At 69.1% G+C, this 19068-nt stretch carries 20 protein-coding genes, 1 tRNA gene and 1 pseudogene; 9 read left to right on the forward strand and 13 right to left on the reverse strand.

Translation table 11 applies throughout. From position 1 onward, the window contains the following. Positions 1-31 precede the first annotated feature (31 nt). Positions 32-391 carry a flagellar FlbD family protein gene (locus BN344_RS04490; RefSeq protein ID WP_040337135.1) on the forward strand — a complete coding sequence of 120 codons (360 nt, stop codon included), beginning with the start codon at positions 32-34 and terminating at the stop codon, positions 389-391. Between the two features lie 22 nt (positions 392-413). Here the strand turns inward: BN344_RS04490 and BN344_RS04495 are convergent, their stop codons facing one another. The 7 genes from BN344_RS04495 to BN344_RS04525 form a co-directional block, all read right to left on the reverse strand. Continuing rightward, positions 414-974, reverse strand: coding sequence for a gluconokinase (locus BN344_RS04495; protein WP_040337136.1), 561 nt, complete (start codon positions 972-974; stop codon positions 414-416). 40 nt (positions 975-1014) lie between these two features. After that, entirely contained in the window at positions 1015-1767 is a 753-nt protein-coding gene (locus tag BN344_RS04500; RefSeq protein ID WP_040337137.1) for an alpha/beta hydrolase, read from the reverse strand. Positions 1768-1808: 41 nt separating this feature from the next. Continuing rightward, the gene (locus BN344_RS04505) at positions 1809-2282 is read right to left on the reverse strand and encodes a methylglyoxal synthase (protein WP_081788351.1); all 474 of its coding nucleotides are present in this window, start codon (positions 2280-2282) and stop codon (positions 1809-1811) included. 77 nt (positions 2283-2359) lie between these two features. Beyond that, positions 2360-3025 carry an enoyl-CoA hydratase-related protein gene (locus BN344_RS04510; RefSeq protein ID WP_040337138.1) on the reverse strand — a complete coding sequence of 222 codons (666 nt, stop codon included), beginning with the start codon at positions 3023-3025 and terminating at the stop codon, positions 2360-2362. 106 nt (positions 3026-3131) lie between these two features. Then, positions 3132-3740, reverse strand: a complete 609-nt coding sequence (locus tag BN344_RS04515; protein ID WP_155858745.1) for a hypothetical protein — start codon at positions 3738-3740, stop codon at positions 3132-3134. An 817-nt stretch (positions 3741-4557) separates the two neighbouring features. Further along, positions 4558-5154 (reverse strand): Nmad2 family putative nucleotide modification protein, encoded by a 597-nt coding sequence (locus BN344_RS04520; RefSeq protein ID WP_051515547.1) that lies wholly within the window; start codon positions 5152-5154, stop codon positions 4558-4560. A 3-nt stretch (positions 5155-5157) separates the two neighbouring features. Then, positions 5158-5625 (reverse strand): TIR domain-containing protein, encoded by a 468-nt coding sequence (locus BN344_RS04525; RefSeq protein ID WP_040337140.1) that lies wholly within the window; start codon positions 5623-5625, stop codon positions 5158-5160. An 82-nt stretch (positions 5626-5707) separates the two neighbouring features. On the opposite strand from BN344_RS04525, the gene BN344_RS04530 reads away from it, so the two are divergent. From BN344_RS04530 to BN344_RS04540, 3 genes are read left to right on the forward strand one after another with little or no spacing between them, the layout of a single operon-like run. Continuing rightward, positions 5708-6931, forward strand: coding sequence for a hypothetical protein (locus BN344_RS04530; protein ID WP_155858746.1), 1224 nt, complete (start codon positions 5708-5710; stop codon positions 6929-6931). Then, a complete protein-coding gene (locus BN344_RS04535) occupies positions 6928-7770 on the forward strand; it encodes a hypothetical protein (RefSeq protein ID WP_040337142.1) in 843 nt (280 codons plus the stop codon). Before BN344_RS04530 ends, BN344_RS04535 begins: the two co-directional genes overlap by 4 nt. After that, on the forward strand, positions 7767-8699 hold the full coding sequence (locus BN344_RS04540) for a nucleoside triphosphate pyrophosphohydrolase family protein (protein WP_051515548.1): 933 nt from the start codon (positions 7767-7769) through the stop codon (positions 8697-8699). Before BN344_RS04535 ends, BN344_RS04540 begins: the two co-directional genes overlap by 4 nt. Here the strand turns inward: BN344_RS04540 and BN344_RS04545 are convergent. Both BN344_RS04545 and BN344_RS18895 read right to left on the reverse strand, forming a co-directional pair. Beyond that, the gene (locus BN344_RS04545) at positions 8696-9691 is read right to left on the reverse strand and encodes a nucleotide kinase domain-containing protein (RefSeq protein ID WP_197022228.1); all 996 of its coding nucleotides are present in this window, start codon (positions 9689-9691) and stop codon (positions 8696-8698) included. The genes BN344_RS04540 and BN344_RS04545 overlap by 4 nt on opposite strands. 315 nt (positions 9692-10006) lie before the next feature. Next, entirely contained in the window at positions 10007-10837 is an 831-nt protein-coding gene (locus tag BN344_RS18895; RefSeq protein WP_051515549.1) for a hypothetical protein, read from the reverse strand. Positions 10838-11025: 188 nt separating this feature from the next. Here BN344_RS18895 and BN344_RS04555 point away from each other — a divergent pair, with 188 nt between their 5' ends. The 5 genes and pseudogenes from BN344_RS04555 to BN344_RS21155 form a co-directional block, all read left to right on the forward strand. Beyond that, the gene (locus BN344_RS04555) at positions 11026-12972 is read left to right on the forward strand and encodes an ATP-dependent nuclease (RefSeq protein ID WP_040337143.1); all 1947 of its coding nucleotides are present in this window, start codon (positions 11026-11028) and stop codon (positions 12970-12972) included. Then, the gene (locus tag BN344_RS04560) at positions 12969-14867 is read left to right on the forward strand and encodes a UvrD-helicase domain-containing protein (protein ID WP_040337144.1); all 1899 of its coding nucleotides are present in this window, start codon (positions 12969-12971) and stop codon (positions 14865-14867) included. The genes BN344_RS04555 and BN344_RS04560 overlap by 4 nt, the downstream gene beginning before the upstream one ends. Positions 14868-15594: 727 nt before the next feature. After that, on the forward strand, positions 15595-15777 hold the full coding sequence (locus BN344_RS04565; protein WP_040337145.1) for a hypothetical protein: 183 nt from the start codon (positions 15595-15597) through the stop codon (positions 15775-15777). 258 nt (positions 15778-16035) lie between these two features. Further along, entirely contained in the window at positions 16036-16314 is a 279-nt protein-coding gene (locus BN344_RS21150) for a helix-turn-helix domain-containing protein (protein ID WP_040337146.1), read from the forward strand. 35 nt (positions 16315-16349) lie between these two features. Then, positions 16350-17375: pseudogene (locus BN344_RS21155) on the forward strand (tyrosine-type recombinase/integrase); the annotation flags it as partial. 200 nt (positions 17376-17575) lie between these two features. Here BN344_RS21155 and BN344_RS04585 read toward each other — a convergent pair. The 4 genes from BN344_RS04585 to BN344_RS20585 form a co-directional block, all read right to left on the reverse strand. Further along, positions 17576-17648: transfer RNA gene (locus BN344_RS04585), tRNA-Ala, on the reverse strand. Between the two features lie 115 nt (positions 17649-17763). Beyond that, positions 17764-18177 (reverse strand): VOC family protein, encoded by a 414-nt coding sequence (locus BN344_RS04590; RefSeq protein WP_040337149.1) that lies wholly within the window; start codon positions 18175-18177, stop codon positions 17764-17766. A 20-nt stretch (positions 18178-18197) separates the two neighbouring features. Further along, on the reverse strand, positions 18198-18611 hold the full coding sequence (locus tag BN344_RS04595) for a helix-turn-helix domain-containing protein (protein WP_040337150.1): 414 nt from the start codon (positions 18609-18611) through the stop codon (positions 18198-18200). Between the two features lie 34 nt (positions 18612-18645). Further along, positions 18646-19068 (reverse strand): M23 family metallopeptidase (locus BN344_RS20585; protein ID WP_231486493.1); only part of this gene is annotated, 423 nt, incomplete at its 5' end.

Genomic DNA, 19068 nt, shown 5'->3' on the forward strand with positions numbered 1-19068 from the left:
CGCTACCCCGACCAGCGGAAGGACCGCTCCTGTGATCGCAGTGACCTGCCGCAACGGTGAGCACTTCACGATCGACCCCTCGATGATCGAACGGATCGAGACGGCGCACGACACCGTCGTCCACACCGTCGACCGGCGCACCTACGTCGTCGCGATGGGGTTCGAGGACCTCCTGCGCACCATCCGCGACCACCACGCCGCGCTGCTGGTGGTCAGGAAGCGCCTGGCCGGTGGGACCGCCGAGATCGCGGACCACGCCTCCACGGTGCGCGAGCAGACGCTCCGCGTGGAGCGCCGGGCGTACAGCCGGGACGGCGACCACCCGGGTTCCCCCGCGGACCGGCGTCCCGTACCGGGCGCCACGGACGACGGCACGCCGCCGAACGCCTGACGTCCTGCCGCTGCGAGCAGGCTCAGGACAGCGCCTCCGGCGCCCCGGACGAGGGACGGGCCCTCTCCCCGAGTGCGGCGATCAGGTCGTCCACCACCTCGTCGGGCGGAGCGGCGCCGGAGATCTCCGCCCCGGCCTCGTCCGGCCCGAGCGGTTCCAGCGTGGCGAGCTGGCTGTCGAGCAGGGACGCCGGCATGTAGTGGCCGGAGCGGTGCTCGATCCGGTCGCGGATCACGTCCGGATCGGCGGTGACGTGGGCGAACCAGACCGACGACCGGCCCTCGCGCAGCAGGTCGCGGTAGCTGCGCTTGAGCGCCGAGCAGGTGACGACGACCGAGCGGCCGGTGGCCTCGCGCTGGTCGATCCAGCGGCCGATCGTGCGCAGCCACGGCCAGCGGTCGTCGTCGTCGAGGGGGTGCCCCGCGGCCATCTTCTCCACGTTGGCGCGGGGGTGGAAATCGTCGCCCTCGGCGAACTCCCAGTTCAGCCGTTCGGCCAGCTGCACGGCGACGGTCGTCTTCCCCGAGCCGGACACCCCCATGACGACGACGGTGGTGGGTGGGAAGGAGCCGTCGACCTGCATGGACCGACCGTAGGACCGCGCACGGTGCGCGGCGACACGGTCAGCAGGCGGAGAGCGCGGCGAGGAGCTCGGGCCAGGCGGCGCTGCGCGGGTCGATGACGACGAAGTGCCCGCCCTCGACCTCCACCAGTGCTGCGGCGGGGTGCGCCGCCACGTAGGACCGGGCGAGGGCAGGCGGGACGATCTCGTCCGCCGTGCCGTGCACGATCGTCACCGGGGCCGCCGGCGCGGGTTGACGGACCGGGTCCAGGTCGGGCCGGGCCGCAGCGGGCCCGCCCAGGAAAGCGCGGACGGCGTCCCCGTCGAGCTCCAGCTCCTCAGCCAGCGCGAGGTCCGCGACGGGTGCCAGGGCGACCACCCCGGCCAGCGCCGGCGCCCGGGGGTCGGCGCCGGCCTGCAGCACGAGGTGCCCCCCGGCCGAGTGCCCCACCATGACGATGCGTCCGTCGGAGCGGCCGGCGCGCTCGGCGGCACCGGCCAGGAACCCGAGCGCCGCGACGACGTCGTCCACGGTGTCGTCGGGCCGACCGGGGACCCGGCGGTACTCGACCGCCGCCGTCGTCCATCCCGCCGCGGCCAGGGCGTCGGTCAGGGGCCGCACGTGCACGCGGTCGTAGGCCGGCCGCCAGAACCCGCCGTGGACGACGACCACGAGCGGCCGGTCCTGCGCGCCGGCCGCGCCGAAGCGGACGTCGACCACGTGCTCGGCAGAACCGCCGTACCGCAGCTCCAGGTCGGGGCCGGGTGCGGGGCGGGTGAGGACGGAGCGGTCCTCCGTCGGGGGCGTCGGCACGCCCCACTCCACCACGCCGCGAGGGACGACGCCCGACCCCGTCAGGCGACGCGCACCCCGTGCGGGCCGGCGGCCCTGAGAGATGCGTCGGGCTCGACCGGCCCTGGAGCCGCCGGGTGCGGGCGCCCCATCAGCGGCGAGGAGATCACGAAGTCGGCGGTCGCCCGGTTGCAGGCCACCGGGATGTTGCAGACGACCGCTACCCGCAGGAGCGCCTTCACGTCGGGGTCGTGCGGGTGCGGCTGCAGCGGATCCCAGAAGAACACCAGCAGGTCGATCTCCCCCTCGGCGATGCGGGCGCCGATCTGCTGGTCGCCGCCGTAGGGCCCGCTCCGGAAGCAGGTCACGTCGAGCCCGAGCTCGTCGATCAGGATCCGGCCGGTCGTGGCCGTGGCGAAGAGCTGGTGCTCGACGAGGCGATGCCGGTTGTACGCCGCCCACTCGCGCATGTCCCGCTTCATGTTGTCGTGGGCGATCAGGGCGATCCGGCGTCCGCCGTCACAGTGCTCTCGCATGACGACAGCCTCGCCGACCCAGGTGGCCGCAGCGTTGCCACGGCATGTCGGGCGGACGAGACATCGTCCCGCGCGCCTCAGCCGGGAGCGTCCGACCGCAGCACGTCGAGAGCGGGCCCGTACATGCGCGCCTTGATCGTGCCGAGCGTGTCGCCGGCCTTGCCCGCGAGGCCGGTCGCGATCTCCAGCGCCGAGGAGCGGACGGCGTCCTCGGCCACCGCCTGGTCGACGATCCCGTCGGCGACGGCCTCGGCCCCGCCGTAGCGGCGCCCCGTCGTCATCGCGACGTGGGCGGTCTGCGGCGCCAGCCGAGCCTGGATCAGGGCCGACATCCCGAAGGTGAACGGGATCTGGATGTCCACCTCCGGAAGGCACCAGAAGCCGCGGTCGGCGCGCATGACGCGGACGTCGTGGGCCAGGGTCAGCATCGCGCCGGCGGCGAAGGCGTGCCCCTGGATCGCGGCGACGGTGACCACCGGGAGGGCAAGCACCCGGGCGAAGAGCTGGTGGACGGTGGCCACGTACTCGGCGTGCTGGTCCCCGTGGGCGCCGAGCCAGTCCAGGTCCAGGCCGTTGGAGAAGAACTTCCCGGTGGCGGCGGTGACCAGGGCGCGGGGCCCCTCCGCCCGCTCGACCTCGTCGAGGGCGGCGTGCACCGAGGCCAGCCAGTCGGGGTGGAAGCGGTTCTCCGAGTCGCCGAGGTCGAGCACGAAGACGTCGCCGGAGCGGTCCAGCGTGGGCATGGGGGGTCCTCCGCGAGTGGATGGGCAGGGAAACCGGCTCGCCGCGCATGGTGCCAGGAGGGGTGGGGTCGCTCCGTCGGGGAGCCCCCCGATCAGGCAGCAGCGGTCAGAACTGCCACTCCGAGTCCGGCTGCGGCCCCCCGGCCGCATAGACGAGCGCGCCCGCGGTGACCGGCACGTCCAGGACGATCCAGCCCGAGTACTCGATCCCCGGCGGGAAGCGCATGTTGGAGACCGTCACCTCCGGCTCCATGCACAGGTCCCCGTTGCTGTCCTCGACCTCGACCACCGCCCCGTCCGGGCCGAGGATGCTGAAGTCCTCCTCCGTGAAGGAGGTGAGCACCCGGGGGTCGTGGTCGGGCGACGCTGCGACCTCCATGCGGATCGCCACGAAGTGGCCGTTGACCGGCGGGTCGTCCGTGCGGTCGCACTCCGGGTCGACGGTGATCTCCAGGACGGTGAACGCCAGGTCCGGCTGGGCGGCGGGATCGTCGGCCGGGTGGACGACGACCGCCTCGCCGAGCTGCCGGACGACGTTCCCCCGCTCGTTGACCGGTTCCGCCGGGGTGTCGGTGGCGGGCGGCTCCTGCCCCGCGGTGCTACCCGCGAGCGGGGTCGGCGTCGGCACCGCGGCATCCCGGTCGGACCCGCCGCCGCACCCGCTGACGGCCACGCCCAGGGCGAGTGCCATGGCGGGAAGAACCGATCGGCGCATGGTCACCGACGGTACTCGTAGATGGACGCAACGCGTGGTAGCCACCGGCCACGGCGGCGACCCGCGCGAGGGCCGGAAACGAGTCAGACTGCCCTCCCCGAGGGGGAGGACGGTCTGCTCGACGGGGTGGAGCTGAGGGGACTCGAACCCCTGACCCCCACACTGCCAGGCCGACCTGACGGCGTTCGCCGACGTCTGCCAAAGTGCGAAAAGGCCCGGTGAGCAGGGGGTTCACCACGTCGCCGAACGACCGCGAACGAGGGCGGACCAAGATCGATCTGGGCCAACTGCAACCAGAACTGCAACCAGAATCGGCCGGAGCTACGCCCGCCTCCGCTCCCCCAGCCGCGCTTCGCCCGTCCCCCCGTCCAGCTGCCCGTGGGCGCGTACTTTTGCGTCCTGCGGCGATGCGCACGTGCGTCGATCCTGCGTCCAGCAACGGCGTACCCGCGATGCGAGGCCCTTGATCGGGTCTCGCCGAGGCAACTCACCCCCGGTGTCATTACCGGAGGCCCTGCCGTGAACTCCCACCGCGATGACCGGCGCGGCCCTGGCAGGGGCATGCCGGACGCGCAGCGGCCGGTCAGGTCACCGGACCCTCACCTTGCTCGGCTCTTCCAACCTGCACCGGCGAAGACTCAGCGACGACCTGCCGCACCGAGCAGAGCCTGGTCTTCTGGCCAACACTGCGGCTCGCAACGGGACGAGCCCACATGCCGATGTGCGGCCGCAGCCATCGCTCGACGACACACCGCCACGTTAATTCAGCCAAGGCGGCCATAGGCGTCAAAGCCGTAGGCACTCGCCTATCGCGATTTCACCAGTCGGGCGGGTCGGCATGAACGCCGGGCGCAAGCGACGTCAGCCAGGCAATGGCGTCGTCGCGCATGTCGTCGGGGAAGCGGCAGCGGTGCGATTGCGCGGCGTGGACGAGATCGAGTTCGCCGCCTCGAAGGCGCTGCGGAATGTTGGGCCCGCGGGTGCCCCAGTAGGTGTAGTGCTGAGATGCGAGCACCGCGTTCGTACCGGTGTCCTTGCCGATGTGCCCCTGATTCGGGCTGCCGTCAGAGAGGCTGTGCCGCGAGTCCTCTTGGACCCACTGGCCGGACGAATCGCGGTGGTAGATGTTGTCGCCGTAGACCCGTTTGACGCTGCCGTGCCGGTCGGGGCGCTTGCGGGCGAACCGCGGATCGTCCCAGTACGCGTCGAAGGTGAGAATCTCGTCGACGCGCATCGCATAGACGAGCCGGCCCTCTGCCCCGTGGCCCTTCGAGCCGGTCCCGACGATCCAGTCCCCGACGGCGGCCTTGCGGCGGATGTCCTGCTTGCACGTCGCGAGAGTGCACCAGCCGTGGAACGGGTTGGGGGCAAAGCCGATGTCGTACCGGACGACATAGCTGTAGAGCCGCACCATGTGTCAGCAGCCGATCCGGTTGACGGCGCGCGGCGGGACGGGCGCGCCGTCCGGGCCGTGCCAGTTGTCCTCGCCGTCGAGCGCTGCGACGACCGCGTCGGCGTCCCATTCGACGACGGCGTCAGCGTGCCGTTCGAGAGCCTCCGGAAGGTCGCAGCGGTCGGCGTCGGGCGCCCAGACCCCGATGATCCGCTTGTCGGGGAACTTCTGGGTGTACTCGATCTCCCAGTCGACCCACTCGTGGTCCTTGGTCTGCGGGGAGACGATGACGACGATCTTCCCGGCCCAGCGGATCCGATCGGCCAGGATCGACTTGATGTAGTCCTCCGACTTCGCCTGGTTCGGAGTGGCGGAGGTGACCGACGAGTCCCGGACGTCGCAGCTGTGCCGCTTAAGCAGGTCCTTCAGCCGGCCGACGAGGGCGTCGTCCTCGTGCCGGTGGCTGACGAACGCGTTGTGCTGATTGCCCATCCCGTCCTCCTCGATCCATCCTGCATCAACGGTAGAGGCCAGGTCTGACGTTCACGTGGCCAGCGCGGCCTACAGTCGGCGCGTGCTCCTGCCGCCGATCCTCGAGGTGTTCGTCGTCTGGCACCCCGACGACGGGCTCGGGGAGTGGGTCGCCGGGACGCTCGCCGACCACTTCCACGCCGCGCCGTTTGCCGGGCTCGCCGGTGGCGCCGTCGAGGTGTACGTCCGCAGCGTCCCGTGGGACGGCGCCGGCGGGCCGCCCCGGCCGATGCCGTTCATGGAGCCGCTGCCGTACGGCCTCCGGCCTCCCGAGTTCACCGCCGTCGTGCCCGTCGTTTCGACCCGGCTCGCGCGGGCCTACGACGACGACCCCGCGTGGCGAAGCTACGTCGACGCGATCGCGCAGGCCCACGGCCAGGACGGCGTCGGCGTCTACACGGTGGTGGACCGCGATCCGGACATGTCGGGCACCATGCTGATGCGGGCCCTGTCAGCCCCCCAGTCGCTGCCCCGAATCGACCGGGACGACCCGGCGGCGCTGTGCCGCGAGCTCGCCCAGGCCATCGCCCAGCGCGTCGCGACGCCCGACGGCGCTCCGGCTGAACGGATCACGGTCTTCGTGAGCCACACCAAGCACCGGTCGCTTGCGGAGGACGACGAGGACGGCCCGCGCCTGTACGAGGAGGTCCGGCAGGTCATCGCCCGGACGCGTCTGGCCGACTTCTTCGATGCCCGGGACCTGCAGACCGCCGACGACTGGGCGTCGGTCCTGGACGACAAGGCGTCGACGAGTGCGCTGCTCATCGTCAGGACCGACCGGTACGCCGGTCGGGAGTGGACTCAGCGCGAGGTCCTCCAGGCCAAGATCGGCGGCATGCCCGCTGTCACGCTGCACGCCATGCGGGAAGGCGAGGACCGCGGATCGTTCCTGATGGACCACCTTCCTGCCGTCGCGTGCCGCATCGACGACCCGGCCCCGGCGATCTCCGCGGCCCTGAACCGGCTCGTCGACGAGGCCCTGAAGCGGGCCCTGTGGCAGGCACAGACCGTGTACTTGGCCGAGCACGGCTTCGACTGGCTCCCGGCCCACGCGCCCGAGCCCGTCACCGCCAGCCCGTGGCTACGAAAGCACCGCAACAACGACGCCGACGACCGGCACGTCTGGATCATCCATCCGGACCCACCGCTCGGGCCGAAGGAACGCGACGTCCTCCTCGAGCTGTGCGGCCTCGCGGGGTTCGACCACAATGTCGACATCGTGACGCCCAGAACCTTCGCGTCCCGCGGCGGAAGGCTTAAGCCGTGACCGAACCCGTCCTCGTCCCGCGCGACGCCCTCGTCGGCGCGAACGTCGGGATCTCCGTCTCCGAGAGCGCCGACCTCGCCCGGCTGGGTCTGCGATCCTCGCACTGCCGCCTCGCCGTCGTCGAGCTCGCCCGGGCCGTCCTGCTCGCAGGCGGGACGATCGTCTACGGCGGCGACCTGCGCCCCGACGGCTTCACCACGCTGCTACTGGACGAGGTCCGGTCCTACGCCCACGGCCGTGGGGCCTTGCTCGTGTGCCTCTCCGCCGACGCTCACCACGGCCTCACTGACGAGGCCGTGGACGACGTCGACCGGCGCCTCGGCGCGGACGCCAGGCTCGTCCTCGTCAACGCCGACGGCCAGCCCGTGCGGCCCGGCGACCGCCCGGCCGGCCGCCCGCCGCCCGACCCGCCATCCGCCCTCACCGGACTGCGACGGCACATGACCGCGATCACCGCCGCGCGCGTAGTCGTCGGAGGTCGGCTCACCGGGTACAAGGGCAGGGGCCCCGGCGTCGTCGAAGAGGCCGCTCTCGCCGTCGACGCCGGCCTGCCCGTCTACGCCGCCGGAGGGTTCGGCGGCGCCGCTCTCTGCGTCGCCCGCGCGCTCGGGGCCGACCCGGACAGGTGGGCGCCGCCAGGCCTGCCCGTTGGCGCCGACGACGATGGCGCCCGGCAGGCCCTCGACGCGCTGGCAGAGACGATCGCGTCCCGAGGCGCCGCTCGCGACGGCCTCGACGAAGACCAGCGCAGGGCACTCGCGGCGACGCACCGTCCCGGCGAGATCGCGTCGCTCGCTGTCCTCGGCCTGTCCCGCGCCCGGCTCGGCGGCCCGGCATGATCGGCGACACCGCGCCCCGGGACGGTGCCGGCCTCACCCTCGACGACTATCAGGCTAGGGCCGTCCACACCGACGTCCTGCCCGGCGCGGACGAGGACACCTACGTCCTGCCGCTGCTCGGCCTCGTCGGCGAAATCGGAGGGATTGCCTCTGAGCTCAAGAAGCGCCGACGCGACGAGCAGGGCTACCGCGGTTTCGAGGACCAGCTGCGGGAGGAGCTCGGCGACGCGCTCTGGTACCTCGCAGTACTCGCCGACCGCGCCGGCCTGTCGCTGTCCCGGCTCGCCGCCGAGAACCTCGCTAAGGCCGAGCACGCGTTCGGGCGCGCCGACCCGGTCCTGCACCCCGGCTACGACGCCGACCGGCCCCAGGAGGAACGGCTCCCGCGGCGGCTCGCGGTCCGGTTCGCCGAGACGACCGCCCGGCGGCACGGCGAGAACGTGCCGACCGTCATCGTGCACGTCCTCGACGACCACGGAGAAGCCCTCGGCGACCCGATCGACGACAACAGCGCCCACGAGGACGACTACCGCTTCCACGACGTGTTTCACCTCGCCCACATGGCGGTCCTGGGCTGGTCGCCCGTACTGCGGGCGACGCTCCGGCCCAAGCGCAAGCGCCGCGGCACCCGCCACGACCGGACGGAGGACGGCGCCCGCGCCATCGCCGTGGAAGAGGGCCTTACCGCCGTCGTCTTCGCCCAGGCCCGGCACCACTCGCACTTCAGGACAGCCGACCGAGTCCCCGGCGACGTGCTCAAGCTGTGCCGCAGCCTCACCGCCTCGCTCGAGGTCTCCGACCGTTCCGCCGGCGACTGGCAGCGGGCCCTGCTCGAGGGCTACCGCGTGTTCGCGCTGCTCCGCGAGCACCGCGGCGGCGTCGTCGTGGCGGACCAGGACACGGGCACGCTGGACTACCGCAACGACTAGAAGAGCGCTAGCTCGGCGGCCCGGCGCGTGGGCCGCCGGACAGGCGCCGCAGCCGCGCCCCCTCGGACGGCGGCAGGCACGTCCAAGCCCCACTTCGGCGGAAAGAACGGCGCTGGCAATGGCCCGGCCGCCGAATACCTCTGCTTGATGCGAGTCCGGCCAGCGACCCCCGCGACATCCGGGAAGGCCACCCGGCTGTACTTGCTGATCTCGCAAAACAGGTTCTGGCAGTCAATCGGTTGGAGCCGCCGGCCAAACAGGCCCGGGAATTCCAGCCCGAGCCTCGCGAACTCGTCCTCCTGTCGCGCGCAGACGTCCACGATGAATCGCTCCGCGTCACGCGGGTGGGTCTCCGGCGAGCACTTGCTGATGCCGTCCAGCGCCCCGGGCCCTGCGACGACGCACTCCGCCTCGTCGAAATCGACCGCCGAGCTGTAGTTCAGGTCAATCGCGAGCTGAAACGCCAGGAACGGCCCCATCCCGGGGAAGCTCTTCAGCAGCCGGTACAGCCCCCGGAGCCCATCCGCGCCTCGGGCCTTCTCAGCGAGCCCGTTGTCCAGCATTAGAGCAACGAGCTCGAGATGGCCGCGGTGCTTAGGCGTTGGGTAGAGCGATACGGGCGGGACGATGTACGCAGCCGAGTAGACCGCACGTCCCTGCCGCTGCTCCTCGCTTAGCAGCGCAGACGCTGCCGCCGGATCGAACGACCTGACCGACGGCACGCCCAGCCCGTCGCAGAGCAGTTCCCACGTGTCGATCTTGTTGAACAGCTTAAATAGGACGGTCCGGAAGACGACCTCCTCCGCCGACTGATCGTGCGCGTACTGGACCTCCCTCACCAAGTACTGGCTAACCCGGTCGCAGACGCGGAAGGCGTTCGTGAACCGGTACCGCGACAAGACCGGGTCGGGGCACGGGACCGGCGGCAGCGCCGCGACCCGGCGCAGGTACAGGTCGTGCCGGGCCGCCGCGAAGCGCCAGTACGCGTCCATGACCCCGCCTGACGAGCCGGTCCTATGTCTCGCTTCCGCCCACACAGGCCGACCGTAGCGCCCGGCCGCGGTCGTGGTCAGGGCTGCCATGGGGGAAGCCCTACGAGATGCGGAGTGGGCGGTGGTCGGAGCGGGACCCTGCGCGTCCTTCTGCTGTCCCTGCAGGCGGCCCACGAGGTGCTGGGTAACAAGCCATCGCCCTTGACGCCTAGAGACTTGCATTTCCGGGTCACCTGGAACCTCAGCACAGGCAGTGGCTCGCCCCCTACAAGCGGCACCACCGCCGTCCGTCCCGCGGGAAGGAGACTCAAGGTCTCAGCGACCGAACCCGAGGCCGTCTTTTACTTCCACCTTGAGCCACGCCCCCAGCTCGTTGGCGCGCTCTGCTCGGGTGTACTCCACGGGAACCCGACGTACCTGCACTCCGCAACGTCGCCACTGCGCGTCCCGCATGTCGTCGTCGGCTCTGCGCTGCTCTTTAGAGTGTTGCGGCCCGTCTACCTCGATCAGCATGGCTCGCCCGTTCCCCATCAATAGGAAGTCCGGCGTCCACACGTTGCCGGCCCGGATACGGGTGCCGGGAAGCGGCGAGATAGAAAACGTCCGATCCTCGACCGTCGCAGCCTGCAACCGAACCAGCGCCTCATAGACTGCCAGCTCCTCGGCGTTCGTAAAGGTCAGTCCATCGGCAACTGGCGACTGGGGGATTAGCCTTTCTTTGCGCGCCGAGTTGGTGATGTCCTCGCCGCCGTACTGCTGACGTAGCGACTGTCGCCAGGTTTCGGTGTCAATGTTGGGCAGTGCGAAGCGCGTGTCGAGGAACTCGGGTACGGGGAGGTACGCCCGCTGAGCGATGCTCCGCAGCACCGGAAAGATTCGCTCCAGCACTTCCGGCGTGAACCGAGGATTTAGATACGGCTCGACGTCAAAGTAGTAGACGTTGGAGTTCTTAGGCCAAACGGAGCCATCTTCAACCCATGCGTTCTTCTCCAGCAGCCCACGCTGCTCGAACTCGATGTTGAGTAGTTTAACGTCCTCTATGAGCAGAGCCGCCTGCTCGTCACCCATCTGGGCAAGCAGGTGGGCCGTCGCGCCAAGCACGTACTCCAGCGTCTCTTGGCGATCGGAGTCATCATCGTCCCACACGGGCCTAGTCCCTTCCAGTTCTCGGGCGAAGCAGACCGTAACCGAAACCACCGACAGGAGGTGGCCGTCCGCTGGGCGTGCAGCCACGGCGGGTCGGGTCCTTCGTCGACGCCGACCTGCAGACCAAGCGGTAGAGTCGCCTTCCGCCCGGAAGGGACTTTCCGGTAACGGTTCCACGGAGGTAAGGGTTGTTCCTCGAGCGCCTCACGGTGACGAATTTCCGCTGCTTCGGACCCACTCCAACCACGATTCGTTTCGATCAGCATCTGACGGCGATGCTCGGCGGCAACGCCACTGGGAAGACCGCAGCTTGCGAGGCGCTATTGCGGCTTTTCAGTATCGTTGGGGACCAGCGCCAGGTTCGCGTCGGGGATTTCCACGTTCCCGACGACGAGGCAGAGGCACCCGCCGCTCGCGCGCTACAGATTGAGACGGTATTTGGCTTTCCTGAACTCGCCGAGGACAGTGCTGACGCTTCAGCCAGCGTCCCGGAGTTCTTCGCTCAGATGACCGCTGACGAGGACGGACAGCTCAAGCTTCGCATCGTCCTCGAAGCTTCCTGGTCGGACGAGGGTCCAGTGAACGGAACTATCGACGAAAGCCGCCGTGTTGTCTACTCGTTCGATGAGGACTACGGCGACAAGTGGGTCGAATTGCACGCCTCGGACCGCAATCGCATCCAGATGGTGTACGTTCCTGCGACCCGAGATGGCGCCCGGCACGTTGAGGCATTCTTGCGCGGGCGGGTATGGCGCGCAAGCTTGTGGTCTCCTGCGTTCGGCGAGCACGTCAGCAGCATGGCCGATGAGCTTTCGGACAAGTTCCGGAGCGAAGCGGTCGTCGACACTGTGGTAAGGGCGATCGCCGGCAGGTGGCAGGAACTCCACCACCTCACGTCCGACTACAACCCCGTATTCGAACCCATCAACCGCGATGTCAGCGTTCTCGTAACGCATGCCGAACTGCTTTTCAACCCGTCGCCTACTGGACGCGCGCGGCCCGCTAGGGAGTTGAGCGACGGCCAACGGTCCCTGCTCCATATCGCGTTGACCGCAGCAACATTAGATCTTGAGCGCGCGATCGCTACTGGCGACCACGACGACAAGTTCGACCTTACTGGCGCCGCCCTCCCCTCACTGACCCTGTTGGCGCTTGAGGAGCCGGAGAACAACCTTGCCCCGTTCTTCCTTTCCCGCGTCGTCCAGCAACTTCTCGCCGTTACCGCGTCTGGGCGCGCACAAGCACTCATCTCAAGCCACTCCGCCAGCGCCATGTCCCGAATCTCTCCCGAGCAGGTTCGGCACTTCCGTCTCGATCAAGAGACTAAGACCACTCGCGTACGCGAGATCGTTCTCCCGGATGACTCGACCGAAGCTGGGAAGTACATTCGCGAGGCCGTCCGCGCCCACCCAGAGCTATACTTTGCGCGCTTCGCTGTCCTAGGGGAAGGCGATTCCGAGGAGCTCGTGCTTCCCCGACTCGCGGCGGCTAGGGGCCTGCACATCGATCAGTCTTTCGTCGCGGTCGTCCCGCTGGGAGGCCGACACACCAATCATTTCTGGAGACTTCTGAATCAGCTTGACATCCCTCACGCCACGCTTCTCGACCTGGACTGGGGCCGCGCCGGCGGCGGCGAGGGGCGCATTCGCGACGCCTGCAACCGGCTCCGAGAGATCGGCATCGACCCCTTCAACGGATCAGACGACATTGCGGGTTTCGATTCCCCGGCCGACATCACCGGCCTGACCATCGACCAGATCAAGTCCTGGCTCGATCACCTTGAGAAGTGGAACATCTTCTTCTCTGCGCCGTTGGACCTGGACATGGCCCTCCTGGTCGCGTTCAAGTCCGCCTACACGGACCACCTGGACGAGGGACTTCTCGGGCCCAGCCCCAAGGGCGACCCACGAGATGCGGTTCTCGGCGACCCGGACGTTAGACCCGATGTCGGAACGTGGGATTCGGACAAGGCACTCGATCATCTGCGCTGGTACCGCTACTTGTTCCTGACCCACTCCAAGCCGAGCACCCACCTGCGCGCCCTGTCACACGTCGCCCCCGCCGACCTCGTCAAGCTGCCACCTCGCCTAGGTCGCCTGATGGACAACATTGAGGCGGCGGTAACCCCATCATGAGGGTCGCCCCCTCGGCCTGGCGGCCGAGAGACATCGAAGACCTTGAACCTGCGGCCTGGGATGCATTGCGCGCCGGCACCGCCTCGATCACAGCGGGGCCCGGTGCCGGAAAATCCGAGTTCCTTGCCCAGCGCGCCAGCTACCTCCTTGAGACCGGCTTGTGCCGCCCTCCCCGACAGATTCTCGCCATCTCATTCAAGCGGGACGCGGCAATCAACCTTCGACGACGTGTGCGGGCACGTTTGCCGGACCATGCCGCACGCTTCACATCGATGACGTTCGACGCTTTCACCAAGTCCATTGTGGACCGGTTCAAAGGCCTTCTACCTCCCGCTTGGGCATTGGACGGTAGCTACCGGATTGGCTTTGCTAGCCAGGCCGAAGTGCGCGACTTCCTCGGCAACCTTGCACTTTCGGGTCCGCAGAGATTTCGCGCCGACCTTCACAATATCCGACGGGAAAGCTTCGTCGCCGACCTCGTGGGGTCGAAGGAGCTGGAGGCCGAGCCGCGAGAACCCACGACAGCCGAGGACTACGCAGTCCAGCAGTGGTGGTTGCAAAAGTATCAAATCCACGATGTCCCAGCGGTCGACTTTGTGCTATTGAATCGGCTCGCAGATTTAATCATTCGGTCAAGTCCACAGCTCCAGCGCGCCCTCGTCGCCACTTATCCGCACGTGTTTATTGACGAGTTTCAGGACACCACCTACGCCCAGTACTCCTTCTTGAGGTCGATTTTTGGACGTGATGGGACTACCGTCACAGTCGTCGGCGACCGTAAGCAGCGAATCATGGGTTGGGCTGGCGCCCTCACAGACGCGTTTGCTCAGTTCGAGCACGACTTCAGAGCGGAATCTTTCGAGCTGACTTGGAATTTTCGATCGACACGGGAACTGGTTGAGCTGCAGCATCGGTTTGCGACACGGCTCGACCCCGGCAGCCAGCAGCAGCTGTCCCAAGTCGTCAGTCGCGTTGGAGAGCGCCCCGTTCAGATCTGGTCATTCTCGAATGCCAGGCTAGAAGCCGAGTCAGTGGCGGCTTGGATTGCTGCCGACATCGAGCAGTTCGGGCGTGCGCCGGCGGATTATGCCTTGCTTGCGCGCCAGCGGGTGACCGACCTCGAGCCACAACTTGCACAGGCGCTCGCAGCACAAGGACTCAGGCTTCGCAACGACGACGCCCAGATCGGCGATTTACGACTTCAAGATCTGCTCAAGGACGAGTTAGCACAGCTTCTCATCGGGCTAATCCGGCTCGGCGCCGTTCGTGGCGGCCAGCCGCAGACGTGGCGTGCGGTCACCGCCACACTGGGCCGCGTCGCTCCGCGCGATCGGAATCGCGAAGTGGGGTCAAGCGTCGATGATGCGCTTTCCCATTTCTTGCTTGAGCTGCGCAGCTGGTTCGCTGCAACGCCATTGAACGACGTGCCCGCCGAGTCAGTCATCGACATCACCGAGGCGCTGGTCGACAAGCTCGCGACATTTGTGAAGTACGACAACATCGCACACAAGCGCGTCCTAGCGGAGCGGCCGGAGGATCTGGCGGTAACGCTTAGGGCATTTAAGATTCGGCTCGCTGACGTTCTGGGACGGGTACCCGCATGGAACAATGTGGCAGATGCGTTTACGGACGGCGACGCGGTACCTCTGCTAACCATCCACCGCAGTAAGGGTTTGGAGTATCACACGGTCTTCTTTATCGGACTCGACGGCGACCAGTGGTGGGCCCACGCCCGCGACACAGTCGAGTCAACGATGACATTCTTCGTGGGCGTGTCCCGTGCCGCCGAGAGGCTAATCTTCACCCAGTGCGACGAGCGCGGCCCCACAGATCGGATTGCCGATTTATACGAGGTCCTGAATCAGGCCGAGGTGCCCGTCCTACGAATGGGCTAAGGGTCAAAAGCGAGCCCAGCAAGGCGCGAACAAAGCACCGAAGCTATTCATCGAGCGAGGAGGCACCCGCTGCCCAACGGCCCTGATCACTCTGGCGCCTGTCCCAGCCAACGCGGGCAGATGCATCCGCCGTCCGAGCGGACGGTCCGGCGTGCGGCTGCTGAGCTCTGAGGCACCGCAGCGATGATCCCGCCCGACCCGCACCGTCGCCTTGATCGGTTGTGAGGACCGCACTTCGCTGATCGCGCCCCCTAAGCACCGCCACCCTCCACGAGCGGCGCCGGCATGTCATCCGCCGGACCTCCTGCGCCTCCTACATGAGACAAGATCGCGACCTGACACACCTCATGCATTCAGGAGTCCCGTTGCGTCGTGACGCATCGGGGTGACGTCGGCCGGGACGTTGATCCGGAGTGTGACCGGCATGGGCAGACGTCGGAATGCATCGGTGCGCCGAGCGACGAGGCAGCAGCCACGGCGGCCGAACACGCCACCGTCCGGCGACCCGAGTGCGGATACGGCGGGGACAGTCGAGCCTGTTGGGCAGCTTCGGCGACGCGCCGCCTCCGTGTGCGGGTGGTGTGGTGGACCGATTGCTGTCAAGGCGACGGGGCGCCTGCCGAAGTGGTGCTCGGCGTCGTGCCGGCAACGAGCGTGGGAGCAGACCCGAGCGGCCGCGTCGGGGCTCTCGGCAGTTCGGTTCGTCGAACGACCAGTCAGGACGCCCGTGCCGCTTCCACTGACCCGCCACGATTGGCCCCGCCTGCTCGACGAGCTCGTCGTCCAGCTCGACACCGGCCGGATCTACAACCGCGACTTGGACGTGCTGTTCGTCGCCCTCGCGGCCGCCGACGTCGCTCTGACCCGCCGGATGTACATCCGCAGCCGGAATGCGCCGCATCCGCGCTGACCCCGAGGCGCGGGGTGACGTCCGGGCGTGCCCCGGGGTGACGTCGACGACCTGGACGTCACCCCGACCCAGGCACCAGACGTTGCGGTTCAGCACCGTCCCGGGCGGCCCACCGATGTTCGATTCTTCGGGTTCAGCCGTCACCAATCGCCCGAGGAAGGCGCCTTCTCCGTATGAGGTGCGACCCCGCCCCCGCCGGTCACCGTCACCGCCCACCGGGAGGACAGCGTGCGACTCGACCACCGACCACCAGCTGACGTGGGCAGCGACCGGTTGCTGCTCACCACCGCGGAAGCGGCCGACGTCCTCGGTGTCGGGCGCACCTCGGTCTACGCCCTGATCAAGGAGGGCCAGCTCCGGCCGGTGCACATCGGCCGCAGCTGCCGGATCTCCCGCGCCGAGCTCGAGCGCTACGTCAACCGGCTGGACGCTCCCCCACCGGCCGTCCCGGAAGGCTCTGGGCCGCGCCGGCCCACCCCTGTGGACCAGCCGACGCTGTCCACCCCGAGCAGTGGCCGCCCGTCAGTGGGTTGCTGAAAACTGCTCGGCACCGACGACGACGGGGACAAACCATGGCAGGGCGCTCGGCGAACGGTGAGTCGACGATCTACCAGGACGCCGACGGGCGCTGGCATGGTTACGTCTCCGTCGGCTTCACCCTCACCGGCAAACCCGACCGCCGGCACGTCACCGGCAAGACCCGCGCCGTGGTCGTCGCGAAGGTCCGCGACCTGGAGCGCAAGCGCGACGCCGGCACCATCAACGCCGTCTCCACCCCGACCGTCGCTGACTGGCTGGAGCACTGGCTCACCACCATCGCCCCGCGCCGGGTGCGGCAGCGGACCCTGGAGAGCTATGAGTCCGCCGTCCGCCGGCACCTGATTCCCGGCATCGGCCGCCACCGGATGGACCGGCTGCGCCCCGAGCACCTCGACCAGCTCTACACCGCGCTCCTCGACGCCGGCTACTCCCCCGCCACCGTGCTGCGCCACCACCGGATTCTGTCCCGGGCGCTCACCGTCGCCGTCCAGCGCGGACACGTGCCCCGCAACGTCGCCGCCCTCGTCGACCCGCCCGCACAGCGCCCGAGCGACATCGCCACCGCCCTCGACCTCGGCGAGGCGCGCGCCGTCCTGGGAGCCGCCGCGCACGTCCGCAACTCCGCCCGCTGGACCGTCGCTCTCGCCCTCGGCCTCCGACAGTCCGAAGCCCTGGCGCTGCAGTGGAAGGACATCGACCCGCTCGCAGGCACTCTCACCGTGCGGCGGAGCATCCACCGCGTCCGGGGCGGCGGGCTGATCTACGAGGAGCCCAAGACCCGCCGCAGCCAGCGCACGCTCGCACTGCCGATGCCTCTCGTCGCCGAGCTGCACCGGCACAAGGCCGCCCAGCTCGGCGAGCGGATGCTGGCCGGCTCCGAGTGGCACGACGAGGACCTGATCTTCGCCCAGCCCAACGGCCGGCCGATCGACAAGAAGACCGACTACGACGACTGGACGCGGCTGCTGCAGAAGGCCGGCGTCCGGCACGTCCGGCTGCACGACGGCCGGCACACCGCTGCCACCCTGCTGCTGGGCGAGAACGTCCACCCGAGGGTGGTCATGGAGCTGCTCGGCCACAGCCAGATGCGCACGACCATGGACATCTACAGCCACGTCATGCCGGCACTGGCCCGCGAAGCCGCCGACCGGATGAGCGCCCTGCTGCTGCCAGGTAAGGGTGGGCAAACTGCAACCACAACTGCAACCAGAGACGACTCAGGCCGCTCCCCAGAAGGGGAACGGCCTGGTCATCGGGGTGGAGCTGAGGGGACTCGAACCCCTGACCCCCACACTGCCAGTGTGGTGCGCTACCAGCTGCGCCACAGCCCCGAACCGGCCCGGTCTGGTGCATCCGAGCCGGGGGCAACTGTACAGGGCAGGACGTCTGGCACCGCGCAAGGGGTGGCTGCACCGGACGACGGCGCGGTCACCGGCGGGACGACGGTCAGCCCTGCTTCATGGACGCGATGCGGACGTTGTTGCCGAACGGATCGCGCAGCCCGAAGTCGATCCCGTAGCCGCGGTCCTCGGGCTCCTCGGGCAGCTCCACGCCCTTCCCCTTGAGCTCGGCGTGCGTCTTGTAGGCGTCGTCGCAGCGGAAGAACAGCGTCCCGCCGGAGGCGCCCTTCGTGAGCAGGGCGCGCACCTCGGCCGCGGTCTCCTCGCTGAGCGCCGGCGGGCCGGGCCGCTCGAGCAGGATCTCCCGGTCCGGCGCGCCGGGGACGTTGACGGTCAGCCACCGCATGAAGCCGAGGTCGGCGTCGGTGTGCACCTCCAGGCCCAGCTTGCCCACGTAGAAGTCGAGCGCCTGGTCCTGGTCGAGGACGTAGATCTGGGTGATTCCGATGGTGGTCAGCATGCGCAGGACGCTAGGGAGCGTCACCCCCCGCGCGCTTCTCCGAAACTGCTCGGTCGCAGCCAGGCCATCGCGAAGCACGACGGCACCGGCGGCAGCGGTCCGCGCCGCCGGTACTCGCTGGGCGGCTCCCCCACGACGTCGCGGAACACCCGGCTGAACGTGCCGAGGCTGGAGAACCCGACGTCCATGCAGATGTCGGTCACCGACCGGTCGGTCGACCGCAGGAGGAACATCGCCCGCTCCACCCGGCGCCGCTGCAAGTACCGGTTGGGCGTCTCCCCGAACGTGGCCCGGAACGTGCGGATGAAGTGCGCCTCGGAGACGTGCGCGATGCGGGCGAGCGTCGGGACGTCGAGCGGCTCGGCGTAGCGCCGGTCCATCGCGTCGCGCGCCCGCAGGAGACGACGGTTGGACTCCTCGACCGCGCGGCTCACCGCTGCATTCCAGCAGGCGACCGGAGGCCTCGGGCTAGATGGTGACGCCGCGCTCGCGCAGCCAGGTGACCGGGTTGACCCGCTTCCCGTCGAGCCCGCCCTTGTGCACCTCGAAGTGCAGGTGCGGTCCGGTCGACTGGCCGCGGTTGCCCAGCAGCGCGATGGTCTCGCCGGCGTCCACGTACTGCCCCGGCGTGACCAGGATCTTGTCCATGTGGCCGTAGACGGTGACGTCGCCGTTGCCGTGCAGGATGTAGACGGCCAGCCCGAAACCGGAGGCCGAGCCCGCCCGCAGCACGACCCCGTCGGCGGCCGCGTACTCCGGTGTGCGCATGGGCGCGGCCAGGTCGATCCCGTAGTGGAAGGTCCCCCACCGGCTCCCGTAGCCGCTGGTGAGGCGCGCGCCGGCGACGGGCAGCACCGCCTTCGGGCGGGCCGCCTCCGCGGCGGCGGCCTC

The sequence above is a fragment of the Candidatus Blastococcus massiliensis AP3 genome (assembly GCF_000582785.1).
GTDB lineage: Bacteria > Actinomycetota > Actinomycetes > Mycobacteriales > Geodermatophilaceae > Blastococcus > Blastococcus massiliensis.